16 protein-coding genes are annotated in these 17,293 nt (G+C 62.9%); 8 read left to right on the plus strand and 8 right to left on the minus strand.

Features of this window, described 5'->3' with window-relative positions; genetic code table 11:
• Nucleotides 1-284: 284 nt before the first annotated feature.
• Nucleotides 285-539 carry a DUF2790 domain-containing protein gene (locus E5221_RS20290; RefSeq protein ID WP_003260110.1) on the plus strand — a complete coding sequence of 85 codons (255 nt, stop codon included), beginning with the start codon at nt 285-287 and terminating at the stop codon, nt 537-539.
• Nucleotides 540-680: 141 nt separating this feature from the next.
• Here E5221_RS20290 and E5221_RS20295 read toward each other — a convergent pair whose 3' ends face one another.
• Nucleotides 681-2,240 (minus strand): sigma-54-dependent phenylalanine hydroxylase transcriptional regulator PhhR, encoded by a 1,560-nt coding sequence (locus E5221_RS20295; RefSeq protein WP_025340129.1) that lies wholly within the window; start codon nt 2,238-2,240, stop codon nt 681-683.
• Nucleotides 2,241-2,496: 256 nt separating this feature from the next.
• On the opposite strand from E5221_RS20295, the gene phhA reads away from it, so the two are divergent.
• The 4 genes from phhA (at nt 2,497) to E5221_RS20310 (ending at nt 5,289) form a co-directional block, all read left to right on the plus strand.
• Nucleotides 2,497-3,285 carry a phenylalanine 4-monooxygenase gene (gene phhA / locus E5221_RS20300; protein WP_003260109.1) on the plus strand — a complete coding sequence of 263 codons (789 nt, stop codon included), beginning with the start codon at nt 2,497-2,499 and terminating at the stop codon, nt 3,283-3,285.
• A gap of 39 nt (nt 3,286-3,324) precedes the next feature.
• Complete coding sequence (locus E5221_RS20305) at nt 3,325-3,681, plus strand: 4a-hydroxytetrahydrobiopterin dehydratase (RefSeq protein ID WP_003254532.1); 357 nt, start codon at nt 3,325-3,327, stop codon at nt 3,679-3,681.
• Between the two features lie 191 nt (nt 3,682-3,872).
• Nucleotides 3,873-4,001, plus strand: coding sequence for a hypothetical protein (locus E5221_RS28830; RefSeq protein ID WP_015271274.1), 129 nt, complete (start codon nt 3,873-3,875; stop codon nt 3,999-4,001).
• Nucleotides 4,002-4,092: 91 nt separating this feature from the next.
• Entirely contained in the window at nt 4,093-5,289 is a 1,197-nt protein-coding gene (locus E5221_RS20310; protein WP_085721185.1) for an MFS transporter, read from the plus strand.
• 138 nt (nt 5,290-5,427) lie between these two features.
• On the opposite strand, the gene E5221_RS20315 is transcribed toward E5221_RS20310, so the two are convergent.
• Nucleotides 5,428-8,448 carry an FAD-binding and (Fe-S)-binding domain-containing protein gene (locus E5221_RS20315; RefSeq protein ID WP_247846318.1) on the minus strand — a complete coding sequence of 1,007 codons (3,021 nt, stop codon included), beginning with the start codon at nt 8,446-8,448 and terminating at the stop codon, nt 5,428-5,430.
• A gap of 152 nt (nt 8,449-8,600) precedes the next feature.
• Here E5221_RS20315 and E5221_RS20320 point away from each other — a divergent pair, with 152 nt between their 5' ends.
• The gene (locus E5221_RS20320; protein WP_247846320.1) at nt 8,601-9,485 is read left to right on the plus strand and encodes a LysR substrate-binding domain-containing protein; all 885 of its coding nucleotides are present in this window, start codon (nt 8,601-8,603) and stop codon (nt 9,483-9,485) included.
• A 173-nt stretch (nt 9,486-9,658) separates the two neighbouring features.
• Here E5221_RS20320 and E5221_RS20325 read toward each other — a convergent pair whose 3' ends face one another.
• From E5221_RS20325 to E5221_RS20350, 6 genes are all read right to left on the minus strand, one after another.
• Complete coding sequence (locus E5221_RS20325) at nt 9,659-11,077, minus strand: amino acid permease (RefSeq protein WP_161551429.1); 1,419 nt, start codon at nt 11,075-11,077, stop codon at nt 9,659-9,661.
• Nucleotides 11,078-11,819: 742 nt separating this feature from the next.
• Entirely contained in the window at nt 11,820-12,887 is a 1,068-nt protein-coding gene (gene rluB, locus E5221_RS20330) for a 23S rRNA pseudouridine(2605) synthase RluB (RefSeq protein ID WP_013973666.1), read from the minus strand.
• A 274-nt stretch (nt 12,888-13,161) separates the two neighbouring features.
• Nucleotides 13,162-13,932, minus strand: a complete 771-nt coding sequence (scpB, locus tag E5221_RS20335) for an SMC-Scp complex subunit ScpB (RefSeq protein ID WP_247846322.1) — start codon at nt 13,930-13,932, stop codon at nt 13,162-13,164.
• Nucleotides 13,919-14,644, minus strand: a complete 726-nt coding sequence (locus E5221_RS20340; RefSeq protein WP_161551480.1) for a ScpA family protein — start codon at nt 14,642-14,644, stop codon at nt 13,919-13,921. The genes scpB and E5221_RS20340 overlap by 14 nt, the downstream gene beginning before the upstream one ends.
• Nucleotides 14,645-14,769: 125 nt before the next feature.
• Nucleotides 14,770-15,399 carry an L-threonylcarbamoyladenylate synthase gene (locus tag E5221_RS20345; protein ID WP_061551289.1) on the minus strand — a complete coding sequence of 210 codons (630 nt, stop codon included), beginning with the start codon at nt 15,397-15,399 and terminating at the stop codon, nt 14,770-14,772.
• A 13-nt stretch (nt 15,400-15,412) separates the two neighbouring features.
• On the minus strand, nt 15,413-16,273 hold the full coding sequence (locus tag E5221_RS20350) for a PHP domain-containing protein (protein WP_061551280.1): 861 nt from the start codon (nt 16,271-16,273) through the stop codon (nt 15,413-15,415).
• Nucleotides 16,274-16,340: 67 nt separating this feature from the next.
• Here E5221_RS20350 and E5221_RS20355 point away from each other — a divergent pair, with 67 nt between their 5' ends.
• Both E5221_RS20355 and E5221_RS20360 read left to right on the plus strand, forming a co-directional pair.
• Nucleotides 16,341-16,934 carry a septation protein A gene (locus tag E5221_RS20355; RefSeq protein ID WP_003259096.1) on the plus strand — a complete coding sequence of 198 codons (594 nt, stop codon included), beginning with the start codon at nt 16,341-16,343 and terminating at the stop codon, nt 16,932-16,934.
• Between the two features lies 1 nt (nt 16,935).
• Entirely contained in the window at nt 16,936-17,235 is a 300-nt protein-coding gene (locus tag E5221_RS20360) for a YciI family protein (protein ID WP_015271283.1), read from the plus strand.
• Nucleotides 17,236-17,293 lie beyond the last annotated feature (58 nt).

A 17,293-nucleotide genomic window follows, 5' to 3' on the forward strand; every position in this document is an offset into this window, starting at 1 on the left:
CTCTGGCACGCACCTTACAGCCCAGGCGAGAAATTACGGGCGCGGTTTACCAGAGGATTGTTACAGATTCTGTCAAAACACTTTATCAAAAGACCCACTGTTTCGGCCTTGGCCCCAGCCATAAAATTCACCTCGCCAGCAACGGCAAGGCGATTAACAACTGGTAACAGCCCCCACGAAGGCAAGCGTTAATCCCCCTCCAAACCTGATAGTTAAAACTAGCAATACTCGCGGCGCCATAAGCGCCGCGTGCCCCCTCACGACCTTAGACAGGTAAATTGAAAATGAAAGCTTTACTGGTATTGGTACTTGGCAGTCTTTGCGGCGCGGCGATGGCCGGCGAAGCCAAAGATGCCGAGCAGATTCCGGTTGAACAGTACAGTTACTCGCAGCACCTGGACATTGCCCGCGTCATTTCCATGAGCGAAGTGCCCAATGTGTGCGAAGTCGTGCCAGCCCGCATGACCTACGAGGACTCCAAGGGCCAGAAGCACATTCTCGAATACCGCGTGATGGGGAACGGCTGCTCGAACGGCTGATACCTTGTGAATTTGGGGCCCTGCGGGCCCCTTTCGCGACACAAGGCCGCTCCTACATTGATAGGCGTACGCAGGCCTTTGTAGGAGCGGCCTTGTGTCGCGAAAGGACTGCGCAGCAGTCCCGCCTTTTATAAAGGCGGATTAATCTGCAGACTTGCCAAGTGAATAATCCCTCAACTTGTTGGCAATAGTAGTATGCGAAACACCCAGTCTTTTACCTAAAGCCCGACTACTCGGGAATTCCCCCATCAAACTTTCCAGTACCGCTTTTTCAAAACGCCCGACAATCTGCGAAAGATCCCCATCCAGCGAAAATTCACCCAGCGGTTGGCGCACGCCGTAATCCGGCAAACGTATATGTTCACTTTTGACCACGCCGCCTTCGCATAACGAAACCGCCTGGAACAACACGTTTTCCAACTGCCTTACATTACCCGGCCAATGATACTGGCCGAGTTTGTCCATCGCCGCCGGCGCCAGGCGCGGCATGGCGCAGCCGATCTGCCGGCTGGCCTGGTCGAGAAAGTGCTGCACCAGCCCTTCCAGGCCATCCATGCATTCGCGCAATGGTGGAATGTGCAGCGACAACACATTGAGCCGGTGATACAGGTCCTGACGAAACTCGCCCCGGGCACACAATTCGGACAAATCCACCTGGGTCGCGCAGATCACTCGCACATCCAGGTACACCTCTTCATCGCTGCCTACGCGGCGGAAGCAGCCATCTTGCAGAAAACGCAGCAGCTTCACCTGCAAGCGCGGGCTCATCTCCCCTACCCCGTCGAGAAACAGCGTGCCACCGGCGGTCAGCTCCAGCAGCCCCAGCTTGCCCTCGGCCCGCGCCCCTTCGAATGCCCCGGGGCCGTAGCCGAACAGCTCGGTCTCGGCCATCGACTCGGGCAACCCGGCGCAGTTGAGCGCCATCAACGGCGACTGGCCGCGCGGGCTTGCCAGGTGGCAGGCACGCGCCAGCAACTCCTTGCCGGTGCCGGTCTCGCCCTCGATCAGCAATGGTGCGTCCAGCGGCGCCATGCGCCGCGCCTCGCGCACCACCGCAGCCATCACCCGCGAGCTCTGGAAGATACTGTCGAAACCGCGCAGCTCCTGCTTGCGCACGTTATAGATGCGCTCACCGATACGGTCGGCGCGGTGCAGGGTCAGCACCGCGCCGGCCAGCGCCTCGCTGTCGTCGTGCTCGGACTGCAGCGGCGCGATATCGGCCAGGAACACATCGCCCTTGACCTTGATGCGCAGGCCGTTGATGCGCGACTTGTTGGCGCGCACCAGCTCTGGCAGGTCGAAGTCCTCCACATAGCGCGCCAGCGGCATGCCCGGCACCTCGTCCACCCGCACCCCCAGCAGCTGCGCAGCGGCACGGTTGGCGGCGACGATGCTGCCGCCCATGTCGATCGACAGCACCGGGAAGTCCAGCGCCCCCAGCAGCGCATTCAGCTCCATGTGCCGGCGCTCGCTGGGCATCAGCCCCACGCGCTTGACACCGAATACCCCGGCAATCGCCTCGAACTTCGGCCGCAGCGCCTGGAACTGCAGATTGATCAGGTTCGGGCAATGCAGGTAGATGGCGTTGCCATGGTCACCACCCACCTCGCCGCGCAGCACGTTGATGCCGTACTCCACCAGCAGGTTGAGGATGTCGCGCAGGATGCCAATACGGTTCTGGCAATGCACTTTGATACGCATGAGGGCTCTCGAAGCGCCAATGTTTTTCAACACCGCGCGGAAAAGTCGTAAAGATAAGCTGACAAAAACAGCCGAAGCTTCAGCCAGATGCCTCGGATTTTCCGACACCTGCGCCTTTTTGTAAAATTATCGTTACGAAACCGTCGTCCAAAACCAGCCCCGCCCACTGGCTTACCCCGTGCAAAGTGGCCAGCGAAGGGATATTCCTTAGGCATGTCCTGCACATAACAAGAAAAGCCCTCACCAGGAGAGCCACATGAAACAGACGCAGTACGTGGCACGCGAGCCCGATGCGCATGGTTTTATCGATTACCCGCAGCAAGAGCATGCGGTGTGGAACACCCTGATCACCCGTCAGCTGAAAGTGATCGAAGGCCGCGCGTGCCAGGAATACCTGGACGGCATCGACCAGCTCAAGCTGCCCCATGACCGTATTCCGCAACTGGGCGAGATCAACAAGGTGCTGGGCGCCACCACCGGGTGGCAGGTTGCCCGGGTCCCGGCGCTGATCCCCTTCCAGACCTTCTTCGAACTGCTGGCCAGCAAGCGCTTCCCGGTGGCCACCTTCATCCGCACCCCGGAAGAGCTGGACTACCTGCAAGAGCCCGATATCTTCCACGAGATCTTCGGCCACTGCCCGCTGCTGACCAACCCCTGGTTCGCCGAATTCACCCATACCTACGGCAAGCTCGGCCTGGCCGCGACCAAGGAACAACGTGTGTACCTGGCGCGCCTGTACTGGATGACCATCGAGTTCGGCCTGATGGAAACCGCGCAGGGCCGCAAGATCTATGGCGGCGGCATCCTCTCGTCGCCAAAGGAGACCGTCTACAGTCTGTCTGGCGAGCCCGAGCACCAGGCCTTCGACCCGATCGAGGCCATGCGCACACCGTACCGCATCGACATCCTGCAGCCGCTGTATTTCGTGCTACCGAACATGAAGCGCCTGTTCGACCTGGCCCACGAAGACATCATGGGCATGGTTCACAAAGCCATGCAGCTGGGCCTGCACGCACCGAAGTTTCCACCCAAGGTCGCTGCCTGAGCGACCTTGCCGATAACAACTCGAACCGGAAAACACCACATGAATGCCTTGAACCAAGCCCATTGCGAAGCCTGCCGCGCCGACGCACCAAAGGTCACCGACGAAGAGCTGGCCGAGCTGATTCGCGAAATCCCGGACTGGAACATCGAAGTACGTGACGGCCACATGGAGCTGGAACGCGTGTTCCTGTTCAAGAACTTCAAGCACGCCCTGGCGTTCACCAATGCCGTGGGTGAAATCGCCGAAGCCGAAGGCCACCACCCGGGCCTGCTGACCGAGTGGGGCAAGGTCACCGTGACCTGGTGGAGCCACTCTATCAAAGGCCTGCACCGCAATGACTTCATCATGTGCGCACGCACCGACAAGGTGGCGGAGACGGCTGAAGGCCGCAAGTAAGCACTGAGAAAATGGGGCCCGGTGGCCCCATTTTTTATGGAAATAATGTCCGCTGTTCGCCCGCAAAACCGACAAGCGACCGCCAAAAAAACCCAAACTGTCATCCAGACTTGTGTATCCTGCCCCAGCTTTGCAAAGCTTCAAACGCGCCTGGCGCAGACTTTTCACTCACACTTGCGAGGAACGACGAGATGCATGAAATCCCGAATCTTCCCTTCCCAAGCCTGAACCCAGAAGAGCCAACCGTGACCGTTCACGCCGAACCGGCAGCTGCCGTCGAGCAGGATGGTGACGATCAATCCAGCGCTGACCAGGAATAACCGCGCATCCCCGACAGTGTGAAAACGGCTGACCTGCGGGCTACCCCCCGTCATCACGTTTTCACACCGTCCAGAACCCACGTAGGCCCTCATGCCCCACTCACCGCGCCCCCTTGCGGTCACCCTGCAAGTCGTCTCCATCGTCCTCTTCACCTTCATCGGCTACCTGAACATCGGCATCCCGCTGGCCGTATTGCCCGGCTATGTGCACAACGACCTGGGCTTCAGTGCCGTGGTCGCGGGCCTGGTGATCAGCGTGCAGTATCTGGCCACCCTGCTCAGCCGCCCCACCGCCAGCCGCATCATCGACAACCACGGCAGCAAGAAGGCGGTCATGTATGGCCTGGCCGGCTGCGGGCTCAGCGGGGTGTTCATGCTGGCCTGCGCCTTCCTCACCCACCTCCCCTGGCTCAGCCTGGCCTGCCTGCTGGTCGGCCGCCTGGTACTCGGCAGTGCGGAAAGCCTGGTGGGCTCCGGTTCCATTGGCTGGGGCATTGGCCGCGTAGGTGCTGAAAACACGGCCAAGGTCATTTCCTGGAACGGCATCGCCAGCTATGGCGCGCTGGCCATCGGCGCTCCGTTGGGCGTGCTGATGGTCAAGAGCCTGGGCCTGTGGAGCATGGGCGTGAGCATCATCCTGCTGTGTGCGCTCGGGTTGCTGCTGGCCTGGCCCAAACAGGCCGCACCGATCGTCAGTGGCGTGCGCCTGCCGTTCCTGCGGGTGCTGGGCAAGGTGTTCCCGCACGGCTCGGGGCTTGCCTTGGGCTCGATCGGCTTTGGCACCATCGCTACCTTCATCACCTTGTATTACGCCAGCCGTGGCTGGGCCAATGCGGCACTGACCCTGAGCCTGTTCGGCGCCAGCTTCATCAGTGCGCGACTACTGTTCGGCAATCTGATCAACCGGCTTGGCGGGTTCCGGGTGGCGATCGCCTGCCTGTCGGTGGAAACGCTCGGGCTGCTGATGCTGTGGCTGGCGCCTAGCGCCGAACTGGCGTTGGCGGGGGCCGCACTGAGCGGGTTCGGCTTCTCGCTGGTGTTCCCGGCACTGGGGGTGGAGGCGGTGAACCAGGTGTCGGCGGCCAACCGCGGGGCGGCGGTGGGGGCTTATTCGCTGTTCATCGATTTGTCGCTGGGGGTGACCGGGCCACTGGTGGGCGCGGTGGCGGCGGGGTTCGGGTTTGCTTCGATGTTTCTGTTCGCGGCAGCGGCGGCGGCTTGCGGGCTGGTGTTGAGCCTGTATCTGTATCGGCAGGCATCATCTTCAAGGCATGCACGGGACTTGTAGGAGCAGCCTTGTGCTGCGAAGAGGCCATTACTGCCGAAGAAAACCTATTGGCTCTACCAGCCTCTTCGCAGCGCAAGGCTGCTCCTACAGGGACGGCGTAAACCAGGGGGCTGCAAGGCAGCCCCGAGGCCCTGAAGGTCAGCGCTTGGCGTACTGCAGCACCACTTCCAGCGGGTGGCGCATCTGCCGCTCGGTCATGCGCTTGACCTGACTGCGGCACGAGTAACCGGTCGCCAGCGGCTCGCCTTCCTTGTCCAGCTTGGTAGCCCACGACTGCTCGAAGATGGTCCGCGAGGTGTCCTGGTTGCGCGCCTCGTGCCCATAGGTACCGGACATACCGCAGCAGCCAGTCGCCTCGGTCACCAGCTTCAGGCCAAGGCGGGCAAACACCTGCTCCCACTGCTTGGTGCTGGCCGGCACGTTGGTCTTCTCGGTGCAGTGCGCCATCAGGCGGAAAGTGCCCGGCGCAGTCGGTGCCTGCTCCGGCAGCACGTCCATCAACCACTCCTGCGGCAACAGCACCTGCGGGCAGCCATCCAGGCCCGGCACTTTCTGGTACTCCTGGCGATACACCAGGGTCATCGCCGGGTCCAGGCCCACCAGCGGCACGCCGCACTCGGCCAGGGCCTTGAGCTGGGTGGCATTGCGGATCGCCGCCTTGGCGAACGCACCGAGGAAGCCCTGAACGTGCAGTGGCTTGCCGTTGGCACTATACGGCGCCAGGAACACCCGGTGGCCCAGGCGGTGCGCCAGGTCGATGAAGGCCGACAGCAGCGGTGTCTCGAAGTAACGGGTAAAGGCATCCTGCACCAGCACTATGCTGCGCTCGCGCTGGGCCGGGGTCAGTTCACGCAGGGCCGGCACGCTGGCCACGCCGACGCGGCAGCGGGTCAGGGTGGCCTGGAAGTTGAAGCGGCTGATCAGCGGGCTGTCGACCATGCCGACCTTGTCGGCCAGCAGCTTGCTCACCCACTTCGAGCCCATCACCGCGTTGTACAGCCCGGGCGCGTGAGCCAGGTACGGGATGGTGAACTCCAGCGAACCGATCAGGTAGTCACGCAGCGGGCGCTGGTAGCGGCCGTGGTACAGCTCGAGGAAGCGCGAGCGGAAGTCCGGCACGTTGACCTTGATCGGGCACTGACCGGCGCACGACTTGCACGCAAGGCAGCCGGCCATGGCGTCGTACACCTCATGAGAGAAGTCTTCCTGGCCCTGGCTGCGCGCACGGTTGTTGCGCAGGCGTGCCGGCAGGCCCTTGAGCCACGACACTTTGTTGCGTGCCGCCGCCAGCACGTCGATGTTGGCCTCGCCCTGCAGGCGCAGCCATTCGCGCATCAGCGAGGCACGGCCCTTGGGTGAGTGCTGGCGCTCGCGGGTGGCCTTCCACGACGGGCACATGGCGTCGTTGGGGTCGTAGTTGTAGCAGGCGCCGTTGCCGTTGCAGTGCACGGCGCTAGGGAAGTCCTGCCACACGCGTTCGTCGATGGTGCGGTCGAGGTCACCGCGCAGGGTCACGCCATCGACCTTGGTCAGGCCCTCGGCGCTCCCTGGCGGGGTGCAGATCTTGCCGGGGTTGAGCTGGTTATGCGGGTCGAAAGCGCCCTTCAGGCGCTGCAGCGCCGGGTACAGCTCGCCAAAGTACTCCGGCACGTATTCAGAACGCAGGCCCTTGCCGTGCTCGCCCCACAGCAAGCCGCCATAGCTTTTGGTCAGCGCCGCCACGGCGTCGGAAATCGGCTTGACCAGTGCGGCCTGGGCCGGGTCCTTCATGTCCAGCGCCGGGCGCACGTGCAGCACGCCGGCATCGACGTGGCCGAACATGCCGTAGGCCAGGCCGTAGCCATCGAGCAGTGCACGGAAGTCGGCGATGTAGTCGGCCAGTTGCTCCGGCGGTACCGCGGTGTCTTCCACGAACGGTTGCGGGCGCACTTCGCCCTCGACGTTGCCCAGCAGGCCGACCGAACGTTTACGCATGGTGTAGACGCGGGTCACCGCCTCGGCACCCTCGGCCAGGGTATGGCCCAGGCGCTCGACGCTGGTGTCGCTCTGCAGGTGCTGGATGAACGCTTGAACCTTGGCATTGACCTCGGCCGGCTCGTCGCCGCAGAACTCCACCAGGTTGATGCCCAGGGTCGGGCGCTCGGGGTCGGCCGGGAAGTATTCGGCGACGCTGTGCCAGACGATGTCCTTCATCGCCAGCATCAGCACCTTGGAGTCGACGGTCTCGATCGACAGCGGCTTGTGCGCCATCAGCGCGTTGGCGTCACGCAGGGCATCCATGAAGCTGGTGTAGCGCACGTTGACCAGCACGGCGTACTTGGGGATCGGCAGCACATTGAGCTTGGCTTCGACCACATAGCCCAGCGAGCCCTCGGCACCGCACAGCACGCTGTTGAGGTTGAAGCGGCCCTGCTCGTCGCGCAGGTGGGCCAGGTCATAGCCGGTCAGGCAACGGTTGAGCTTGGGGAAAGTGGCTTCGATGAGATCGGCCTGGGTTTCCTGGATCTCCCGCGCCATGCGGTACACCTCGCCGACCCGCCCAGGCGCGACACAGGCCTGTTCCAGCGCGGCATCGTCGATCGGCAGGCTGTGCAGGCGCTCGCCACCGAGCAGCACGCTGTGCAGCTCCAGTACGTGGTCGCGGGTCTTGCCATAGGTGCAGCTGCCCTGACCGCTGGCGTCGGTGTTGATCATGCCGCCGACAGTGGCACGGTTGGAGGTGGACAGCTCGGGGGCGAAGAACAGCCCGTGCGGCTTGAGCGCAGCGTTGAGCTGGTCCTTGACAGTACCGGCCTGCACCCGCACCCAGCGTTCCTCGACGTTGATTTCGAGGATCTTGTTCATGTGCCGCGACAGGTCGACGACGATACCGTCGGTCAGCGACTGCCCGTTGGTGCCGGTACCACCACCGCGCGGGGTCAGCTTGACCTGCTGGAAGCGCCCCTCGGCCATCAGCGTGGCGACCCGCGCCACATCGTCGGCGTCCAGCGGGAACACCGCCGCCTGTGGCAAGCGCTGGTAGATCGAGTTGTCGGTGGCCAGCACCGTGCGGGTGCCGTAGTCGGCACTGATCTGGCCACGGAAGCCGCTGTTGCGCAGGGCTTCGAGGAATTCGGGGTAGTTGGCGCTCGGGGCAACGGTCGGCAGCTGGGCGATCATCGAAGGATGGCCTCTTGATATTGGCTAATTCACGGGATTCCTGTCGTTCCGGCATGGGTGATGACATGCGGAGGTGACGTGCAGGCCAATGTTCCTGTAGTTTCGCTTCAGGGGCAAACGGATAATCCTGCCGCTATTAATGACTTTCATGAATGAATTACCGCCATCTCACCCCGTCCATGTCGCTGCTACTGGCTTTCGAGGCTGCCGCCCGGCATGAAAGCTACACCCGAGCCGCCGCCGAGCTATCGCTGACCCAGAGCGCGGTCAGCCGCCAGGTGCAGGCGCTGGAGCAGCAACTGGGCCTGACCCTGTTCCGCCGCGAGGGGCGCCAGGTGCAGCTGACCGATGTCGGCCGCCTGTACCAGCGCGAGCTCAGCGAGGCACTGGGGCGCATCCGCAGCGCCACCTTGCAGGCGTTGGCCTACCAGTCGGGGGTAGGCACCTTGCGCCTGGCCACCCTGCCCACCTTCGGTTCGAAATGGCTGCTGCCGCGGTTGCATGCCTTCTACAGCGCACACCCGGGCATGCTGGTGCACATACATTCACGCATCGAAGCCATCAACTTCGACACCAGCGAGATCGATGCCGCCATCGGCGTGGCCAGCCACGACCTGCCGGGGTTGATCTGCCATCGCCTGCATGCCGAGGAACTGGTGGTGATATTGCCGCCTGAGGCTGGTGCGGACAGCCAAGGCTGGAGCCCTGCACGCATCAGTGAAGAGGTGCTGCTGAATGTGGCCAACAACCCGCATGCCTGGGGCGAGTGGTTCTCGCACCATGGCCTGGCGCACCGGGCGATGCGCCTGGGGCCGAGCTTCGAGCTGACCTCGCACCTGATCCAGGCGGTACGGGCCGGGATCGGCATCGGCCTGGTGCCGCGCATACTGGTGGAGGAAGAACTGGCCAAGGGTGAGCTCTGCAGCCCAGGGGTGGCATTTGCCAGCCAGCGCAGTTATTACCTGATCTACCCGCCGCGCAATGAGGCGTTGCCGTCGCTACGGGCGTTTCGCAGCTGGTTGCTGGAGCAGATCTGATTTTTGCCTGTGCCGGCCTCTTCGCGGGTAAACCCGCTCCCACAGGTATAGCGCTGCTTTCAGGTCAGGTGATGTCCCTGTGGGAGCGGGTTTACCCGCGAAGGGGCCGGCACAGGCAACAAAAAACCCGAAGCCAGTCACCCGGCTTCGGGTTTTTCTATCGCCGCAGCGCCTTACTTGGCCACGCTACCAGCAGCCCCAAGGGCCTGCGCCTTGCGACGCGGCTTGACCATGTAGACCACGAACATGGCAAACAGCCACACCGGGATCGCATACACGGAAACCTGGATACCCGGGATCATCGCCATGATGCCCAGGATCAGCACCACGAACGCCAGGCAGATGTAGTTGCCATAGGGGTACCACAGCGCCTTGAACAGCGGCTTCTGGCCAGTGCGGTCCAGGTGCTGGCGGAACTTCAGGTGCGAGTAACTGATCATCGCCCAGTTGATCACCAGGGTAGCCACCACCAGCGACATCAGAAGTTCCAGGGCGTTTTGCGGCATCAGGTAGTTGAGCAGCACCGCGATCAGCGTCACGCCTGCCGACGCCAGGATCGAGCGCACCGGCACACCGCGGCTGTCGACCTTGGCCAGCGACGCCGGAGCGTCACCTTGTTCGGCCATGCCCAGCAGCATGCGGGCGTTGCAGTAGGTGCCGCTGTTGTACACCGACAGCGCTGCAGTCAGGACCACGAAGTTCAGCAGGTGCGCGGCCACGTCACTGCCCAGCAGCGAGAACACCTGCACGAACGGGCTGCTGCCATAGCTGCCACCGGAGGCATCGATACTGGCTACCAGGTTGTCCCATGGGGTCAGCGACAGCAGCACCACCAGGGCACCGACATAGAAGATCAGGATACGGTAGATGACCTGGTTGATTGCCTTGGGGATCACGGTCTTCGGCTTGTCGGCCTCGGCTGCGGTGAAGCCGAGCATTTCCAGGCCACCGAAGGAGAACATGATGAACGCCAGGGCCATCACCAGCCCGCTGACACCGTTCGGGAAGAAGCCGCCGTGCGACCACAGGTTGGCCACGGTGGCTTCCGGGCCGCCGCTGCCGCTGGTCAGCAGGTAGGCACCCAGGCCGATCATGCTGACGATGGCCACCACCTTGATGATGGCAAACCAGAATTCGGCCTCACCGAAGAACTTCACGTTCATCAGGTTGATGGCGTTGATCAGCACGAAGAACGCTGCCGCCGTGACCCAGGTGGGGATCTCCGGCCACCAGTAGTGGACGTACTTGCCGACCGCCGAAAGCTCCGACATGCCCACCAGGATGTACAGCACCCAGCAGTTCCAGCCCGACAGGAAGCCGGCGAAACCACCCCAGTAGGTGTGGGCGAAATGGCTGAACGAGCCGGCCACCGGCTCTTCGACGATCATTTCGCCGAGCTGGCGCATGATCATGAAGGCGATGAAGCCGCAGATGGCGTAGCCAAGGATCATCGACGGACCAGCGGATTTCATCACGCCTGCCGAGCCGAGGAACAGGCCGGTACCAATCGCACCGCCGAGGGCGATCAACTGGATATGGCGGTTCTTCAGGCCGCGCTTGAGCTCGCCTGAATGCATGTTTTGTCCACTCATGAACGAAGTCACCTGCATTGTTTTTATCTGTGACGGAATCGGACCCACCGCGCTCGTGGCGCAGCGGAATGGGCAAGGTGGTTACCTTGGGTTTCCTGACCTCAGGTGCCGCCGGAGCGGATCAACCAGGCGTGATCAAGAGTGCGCGGTACGCAAAGGAGTCACAGGTAAAACGCGGCGCACTGTATACCCCTGCAAACGCGCAGGCGTCAACGCGTTGCATCCTTTCCTCGGGAAAAAACGCAGCGATCCTGTGGTGTGGGCCTTGAAAGGCGAAGTGATCGGCGTACATGGCGCCTCCATTTGTTGTTTTGTCAGCCCGGCTCTGTGGACAGGCTTTTGCACACGGCAATGGCGGCTATAACACCGTGGGGCGGGGCTTTGGGCAAGGGTGGGCGGGGCTTGGCTGGCTGTTTTGATGGGGAGTCGGCGGCAAGGTTTGTTTACACGATTCGACCTAATCTGAAATCCGGGCTGAAACCGACCACATACGTACATTTTTCTTTACAAGGTGGTTCGAGAACTTGCCAGTCGTCCGAAAATTCTTTTTGTTCAATATCTTGGGGCCGCTTTGCGGCCCATCGCGACACAAGGCCGCTCCTACATGGACCGCGTCAATTTCAAATATTGCGCGGCCCTGTAGGAGCGGCCTTGTGTCGCGATGGGCTGCGCAGCAGCCCCAAATTCTCACAGCCATAAAAAACCAGCCCGAAGGCTGGTTCTCTTTCAACGCACAGGCCAATCAGCCACGCGGTTTGCCGCGGCCACGGCCTGCCGGCTTGTCACCTTCAGGCTTGGCCGGACGCTTGCGCATCTCGCTCGGGCGTTCGGCCACGGTGCTGCCACGGCCGGTCTTGCGCGGGGCCTCTTCACGCGCCTGGCGCGCCGGGCGTTCGCCGGCAGCAGCACCTTCGTGGGCCGGGCGCAGGCTGCGCACGCGCTCGCCACGGCCCAGCGGGCGGGTCGATTTGCGCTGCAGGCGCTCCATCTTGTCCTTGGCCTTGAGCTTCATGGCTGGCAGCGCCACCGGCTGCAGGCCCACTTCAGCAGCGAGGATGTCGATTTCGCCCTGGGTCATTTCACGCCAGCGGCCCATCGGCAGGTCGGAGTTGAGGAACACCGGGCCGAAACGCACGCGCTTCAGGCGGCTGACCACCATGCCCTGGGACTCCCACAGGCGACGCACTTCACGGTTACGGCCTTCCATCACCACGCAGTGGTACCAGTGGTTGAAGCCTTCGCCACCGGGTGCCTTCTGGATGTCGGTGAACTTGGCAGGGCCATCTTCCAGCATCACGCCGGCCTTCAGGCGCTCGATCATCTCGTCGTCGACCTCACCACGCACACGTACCGCGTACTCACGGTCCATCTCGTAGGACGGGTGCATCAGGCGGTTGGCCAGTTCACCGTCGGTGGTGAACAGCAGCAGGCCGGTGGTGTTGATATCGAGGCGGCCGATGTTGATCCAGCGGCCTTCTTTCGGACGTGGCAGGCGGTCGAACACGGTCGGGCGGCCTTCCGGGTCGTCACGGGTGCAGATTTCGCCATCGGGCTTGTTGTACATGATCACCCGGCGGGTGGCCTCGGCGGCCTCTTCGCGCTTGATCAGCTTGCCATCCACGGCAATGGCGTCGTGCAGGTCGACGCGCTGGCCGAGGGTGGCCTCGACGCCGTTGACCTTGATGCGGCCCTGGCTGATCCAGGCCTCGACGTCACGGCGCGAGCCAACGCCAATGCGCGCCAGCACTTTCTGCAGCTTTTCGCCGGATGGAGGGGTGATCTCGGTATCTTGCAGGTCTTGCTCACTCATCTGGGCACCTCCCGGTGTAGGAATGAAATAAGGGTTCTGGCGACGAACGCGCCAAAAGGCCGCGCATCATACGCGGTTCGGCGGGGGAACGCACTGGAGGGTAGAGGGTTTTGTGGGCTTTGCGAGGGGTTTCTGCCTAATGGTTATGTATTGGCAGTACCGGCCTCTTCGCGGGTAAACCCGTTCCCACAGGTACCGCATCACTCTCAGGGCCTGTGATATCCCTGTGGGAGCGGGTTTACCCGCGAAAGGGCCAGTACAGACAACAGAAGATTCAAGGCTGCACCTTGCCCTCTTCTTCAACAGCAGCCTCAGGCTCTTCCTCGCGCAAATCATCGAAATCGGTCTTCAGCCCCTCTTCCATCGCATCCAGCTCCACCAGCAGGCTACGGAAGCTGGTCTCCTCCTTCGGCTCGGCAACCTCTTCCTCTTCCCCAAGGCTGGCATCCGCCAATGCCTGCAGGTGCGCCGGCACTGGCGCATCATCCGGGTCGAGCAGCGGCTCGGGCTCCATCTCCCGCAGCTCGGCCAAGGCTGGCAGCTCGTCCAGGCTCTTGAGGTTGAAATGGTCGAGAAACGCCTTGGTAGTGGCAAACATCGCCGGCCGCCCGGGCACTTCGCGGTAGCCGACCACGCGGATCCACTCGCGCTCCATCAGGGTCTTGATGATGTTGCTGTTCACCGCCACGCCGCGCACATCCTCGATTTCGCCACGGGTGATGGGCTGGCGGTAGGCGATCAGGGCCAGGGTTTCCAGCAGCGCGCGCGAGTAGCGCTGCGGGCGTTCTTCCCACAGGCGCCCGACCCACGGCGCAAAGTCCTCGCGAATCTGCAGGCGGTAACCGCTGGCCACCTCCTTGAGTTCGAAGGCGCGGCCGTTGCACGACTTGCCCAGCAGCTCCAGAGCCTGCCTGAAGACCTTGGGCTCCGGTCGCTCGGCTTCCTCGAACAGTTCGTACAGGCGCTCCAGGGATTGCGGCTTGCCCGAAGCCAGCAGGAAGGCTTCGATCAGCGACGCCAGGTCGCGGGGTTCATTCAGGTTCATCAGGGTCTTCAACAAGCGCCGGGCGAAGCCGCACGTGGATGGCGGCAAAGGGTTCATTCTGCACCAGTTCGATCAGCGATTCCTTCACCAGCTCGAGAATCGCCATGAAGGTCACCACCACGCCCAGCTTGCCCTCCTCGGCGGCGAACAGCTCGACGAACGGCACGAAACCGCCACCCTTCAGGCGTTCCAGCACCTGGCTCATGCGTTCGCGGGTGGACAAGGTCTCGCGGGTGATCTGATGGCTTTCGAACAGGTCGTTGCGGCGCATCACCTCGGCCATCGACACCAGCAGCTCTTCCAGGCTGACCTGGGGCAACAGCTTGCGCACCTTGGCCTGTGGCGCCTCCAGGCGCGGCACCACCACCTCGCGGCCGACCCGTGGCAATTCATCGATACCTTCGGCGGCAGCCTTGAAGCGCTCGTACTCCTGCAGCCGGCGAATCAGTTCGGCGCGCGGGTCACCCTCCTCCTCCTCGACCTCGGCCGAGCGCGGCAGCAACATGCGCGACTTGATCTCGGCGAGCATGGCAGCCATCACCAGGTATTCGGCGGCCAGCTCCAGGCGCACGCTCTTCATCAGCTCCACGTAGCCCATGTACTGGCGGGTGATTTCCGCCACCGGGATGTCGAGGATGTCGATGTTCTGCTTGCGGATCAGGTACAGCAACAGGTCCAGCGGCCCTTCGAAGGCTTCGAGGATGACTTCCAGGGCGTCCGGCGGGATGTACAGGTCCAGCGGCAGCTCGGTCAGGGCTTCGCCATAGACCAGGGCCAATTGCAGTTGGCGAGGCACCTCGGCCTGTTCGGCCGGCGCCTCGGGCGCTTCCACCTGGCTCACGCGTTGACCAGGAACGGCGTGGGGTCGCCGCAGCCTTCACGGACCAGAGCAGGCTCATCACCAGTCAGATCGATGATGGTCGAAGCCTTGAGGTCGCCGTAGCCGCCATCGATGATCAGGTCGACATGGTGCTCCAGACGCTGACGTATCTCATAGGGGTCGGTCATCGGCTCTTCTTCGGGCGGCAAAATCAGGCTCACGCTCATCAGCGGCTCGCCCAACTCCTCCAACAACGCCAGAACAATGGGGTTGGACGGTACGCGCAACCCGATAGTACGGCGCTTCTCGTGCATCAAAAGCCGTGGCACTTCACGGGTGGCATTGAGGATGAACGTATAAGGCCCAGGAATATGCGCTTTGAGCAGGCGGAAGGTGGACGTATCAATCTTGGCAAACAACCCCATTTGCGAAAGGTCGCAGCATAGCAAGGTGAAGTTGTGCTGCTTGTCCAGTTGGCGCAAGCGCCGGACCCTCTCGATGGCGCCCTTGTCGCCGATCTGGCAGCCGAGCGCGTATGCCGAGTCGGTCGGATAAACCACCACGCCGCCCTTGCGGATGATCTCGACGGCCTGTTTGATCAGGCGCACCTGCGGATTCTCCGCATGAATCTGGAAAAATTGGCTCACGTAGTCGTCCTGTTCATACCGCCAAAGGCTGTTCATGGCTGAATCGGCGCCACAGAGGTGGCAGGTCCTCGGGCAAAGGCCGGTAGGCACCGATCTCGCCCCAGGTGCCGGGGCCGTGGAAGTCACTGCCAGCGCTTGCCAGCAGGCCGAACTCACGGGTGAGGATGGACATGGTGCCCACCTGCTCGGCAGGCATCATCCCGTTGACCACTTCAAGCGCCTGCCCGCCTGCCTGAATATAGTCGGCAATCAGCCTTCTGCGCTTGCTGCGGGTCAGATCGTAGTGCATGGGATGCGCCAGGCTCACCCAAGCGTTGGACTGGCGCAAGGTCGCGACGGTTTCATCAAGGGTCGGCCAGTGCTGCTTGACGTCCCCCAGCTTGCCGGCGCCCAGCCATTTGCGAAACGCCTCGCCGCGATCCTTGACGTGCCCGGCACGCACCAGGTACTCGGCAAAATGCGGGCGCGCCGGGGCGTTGCCGCTATCGCCCAGTTCGTGCTGCACGGCGCGAGCGCCGTCGAGGGTACCGCGCATGCCCTTGGCCGCCAGCCGTTTGTCGATTTCTTCGGCGCGTAGCCAGCGGCCACGGTGCAGCGCTTCGATCGCCGCCAGCAGGGGCGGTGCGTCGAGCGGGAAGTCATAGCCCAGCACATGGATGGTCGCGCCACCCCAGGTGCACGATAGCTCCACCCCGCTGACCCAGTGCATGCCCTTGTCGCGGCACGCCTGGCGCGCCTCGGGCAGGCCTTCGATGGTGTCATGGTCAGTCAGTGCCAGCGTTTGCACCCCATGCTCATGGGCCCGGGCGACCAGTATCGAGGGCGACAGGGCGCCGTCGGAGGCCGTGCTGTGACAGTGCAGATCAACATTCATGGAGGAGCGCTTTCGCTGGAATCGATGTTTGTTATTATGCCGTCACATCCCGATTCTGGCTGCCATTGTGAAACAATTCATCGATTTCATCCCGCTGCTGCTGTTCTTCATCGTCTACAAGCTCGACCCGCGCCCCATGGAAGTCGCCGGCCACAGCTTCGAATTCGGCGGCATCTACAGCGCCACGGCCATGCTGATCATCAGCTCGCTGGTGGTCTACGGCGCGCTGTTCCTGCGCCAGCGCAAGCTGGAAAAGGGCCAGTGGCTCACCCTGGTGGCCTGCCTGGTGTTCGGCGGCCTGACCCTGACCTTCCACAGCGAAACCTTCCTCAAGTGGAAGGCACCGGTGGTGAACTGGCTGTTCGCCCTGGGCTTCGCCGGCAGCCACTTCATCGGCGACCGGGTGCTGATCAAGCGCATCATGGGCCACGCCCTGAGCCTGCCCGATGCCATCTGGACCCGCCTGAACCTGGCCTGGATCGGCTTCTTCCTGTTCTGTGGCGCGGCCAACCTGTTCGTCGCCTTCACCTTCCAGGACTTCTGGGTCGACTTCAAGGTGTTTGGCAGCCTGGGCATGACCGTGATGTTCCTGGTAGCGCAGGGCGTGTACCTGTCGCGCCACCTGCACGACGACCCTTCTACCTCCAAACCCAAGGATTGACATGCTCTACGCCATCATCGCCAGCGACGTCGCAAACTCCCTGGAAAAGCGCCTGGCTGCCCGCCCGGCGCACATCGAACGCCTGCAGCAGCTGAAGGCCGAGGGCCGCGTGGTACTGGCCGGCCCGCACCCGGCCATCGACAGCAACGACCCGGGCGAAGCGGGTTTCAGCGGTAGCCTGATCGTTGCCGAGTTCGACTCCCTTGCCGCGGCCCAGGCCTGGGCCGACGCCGACCCTTACATTGCCGCGGGCGTGTACGACAAGGTGGTGGTCAAGCCGTTCAAGCAAGTGCTGCCTTGATCTGAGACCGCGTGGGCTTCTTCGCGGGTAAACCCGCTCCTACAGGCGCAGTGCAAGC

Origin of the sequence: Pseudomonas sp. A2, assembly GCF_023100865.1 — a bacterium.
Classification (GTDB): Bacteria; Pseudomonadota; Gammaproteobacteria; order Pseudomonadales; family Pseudomonadaceae; genus Aquipseudomonas; species Aquipseudomonas asiatica.

Excerpts from the sequence above, each read along its gene's own strand:
- E5221_RS20350 (WP_061551280.1), bottom strand. The coding sequence starts at position 16,273 with ATGAATGTTGATCTGCACTGTCACAGCACGGCCTCCGACGGCGCCCTG.
- E5221_RS20360 (WP_015271283.1), top strand. The coding sequence starts at position 16,936 with ATGCTCTACGCCATCATCGCCAGCGACGTCGCAAACTCCCTGGAAAAG.
- E5221_RS20320 (WP_247846320.1), top strand. The coding sequence starts at position 8,601 with ATGAATTACCGCCATCTCACCCCGTCCATGTCGCTGCTACTGGCTTTC.
- E5221_RS20310 (WP_085721185.1), top strand. The coding sequence starts at position 4,093 with ATGCCCCACTCACCGCGCCCCCTTGCGGTCACCCTGCAAGTCGTCTCC.
- E5221_RS28830 (WP_015271274.1), top strand. The coding sequence starts at position 3,873 with ATGCATGAAATCCCGAATCTTCCCTTCCCAAGCCTGAACCCAGAAGAG.
- rluB (WP_013973666.1), bottom strand. The coding sequence starts at position 12,887 with ATGAGTGAGCAAGACCTGCAAGATACCGAGATCACCCCTCCATCCGGC.
- E5221_RS20290 (WP_003260110.1), top strand. The coding sequence starts at position 285 with ATGAAAGCTTTACTGGTATTGGTACTTGGCAGTCTTTGCGGCGCGGCG.
- E5221_RS20325 (WP_161551429.1), bottom strand. The coding sequence starts at position 11,077 with ATGAGTGGACAAAACATGCATTCAGGCGAGCTCAAGCGCGGCCTGAAG.
- scpB (WP_247846322.1), bottom strand. The coding sequence starts at position 13,932 with ATGAACCTGAATGAACCCCGCGACCTGGCGTCGCTGATCGAAGCCTTC.
- E5221_RS20305 (WP_003254532.1), top strand. The coding sequence starts at position 3,325 with ATGAATGCCTTGAACCAAGCCCATTGCGAAGCCTGCCGCGCCGACGCA.
- E5221_RS20315 (WP_247846318.1), bottom strand. The coding sequence starts at position 8,448 with ATGATCGCCCAGCTGCCGACCGTTGCCCCGAGCGCCAACTACCCCGAA.
- E5221_RS20295 (WP_025340129.1), bottom strand. The coding sequence starts at position 2,240 with ATGCGTATCAAAGTGCATTGCCAGAACCGTATTGGCATCCTGCGCGAC.
- phhA (WP_003260109.1), top strand. The coding sequence starts at position 2,497 with ATGAAACAGACGCAGTACGTGGCACGCGAGCCCGATGCGCATGGTTTT.